We start from the raw sequence: 819 nt of genomic DNA on the forward strand, positions 1-819 counted from the left end.
AGGGGACGGCGACCCTTGCTCCGCAGGTTGCGGAAGGTCTCTGTCATCCGGTCGGAGAGTGAACCGAATTGCGCCATGATCCGTCGATTCTACAAGGCGGCCGCCGACAGCCCGACCGCGACCGCGCCGGCACCCCGGGGACTACCGTCCACACCGTGCACCTCAGGGAGATCGACGCCGCCGGTTGGCTGCGGGCGACCGGCGCGGCCGTGTCGGGCGGCTTCACGGCGGCGGTGTTCTCCACACGGTTCACGGGGTCCGTGACGGTCGTCGTGCTCGTCGGCGTGGCCACCGCAGTCGGTCTCGTGGTCCTCGTGGTCGCGGCGTGGGCCGGCGGGGGCGGGTACGCCGCACACCGGGCACTGCGGACTTGGGTCCGCGGCGGCTCGGAACCCGGCGGCGTGCGGCGCGACCGCAAGCTGCGGTTCCTGCGCGACATCGTCGACCGGACCGGCTGGCACCTCTGGCTCGGCGCGGCACTGGCGGTCGTGTTCGGCGCGACCGCCGTCGCCGACCTGGTCGGCGACCACGACGTCGGCGGTGCGCTCCTGACGGGCAGCTCCGCAGTCCTCTGGGCGGTCCTCACCGTGCGCGGGATCGTGGTGGACCGACCGCACCGGGAGCGTGCGCAGCTGCTGTACGCCGAGCTCGTGATGGTCGAACGCCCGACCGAGACGCCCGACGCGTGATCGGTTGTTGTACGGCGTCCAGAAACTGACGTACGCTGGCGCCCATGCCGGAACTCGGGATCGTCCGGGTGCCGGGCCTCCTCGCCTACGACGAGGGCCTCGCACTGCAGCAGCGCCTCCGCGCCGACGT

Annotated in this window: 1 protein-coding gene; it reads left to right on the forward strand. The window is 72.5% G+C overall.

The features are described from left to right. Positions 1 to 155: 155 nt before the first annotated feature. The gene (locus tag I59_RS18705) at positions 156 to 689 is read left to right on the forward strand and encodes a hypothetical protein (protein ID WP_022905189.1); all 534 of its coding nucleotides are present in this window, start codon (positions 156 to 158) and stop codon (positions 687 to 689) included. Positions 690 to 819: the final 130 nt, after the last annotated feature.

Source organism: Curtobacterium sp. B8 (assembly GCF_000333315.1).
In the GTDB taxonomy this organism is placed as follows: Bacteria; Actinomycetota; Actinomycetes; order Actinomycetales; family Microbacteriaceae; genus Curtobacterium; species Curtobacterium luteum.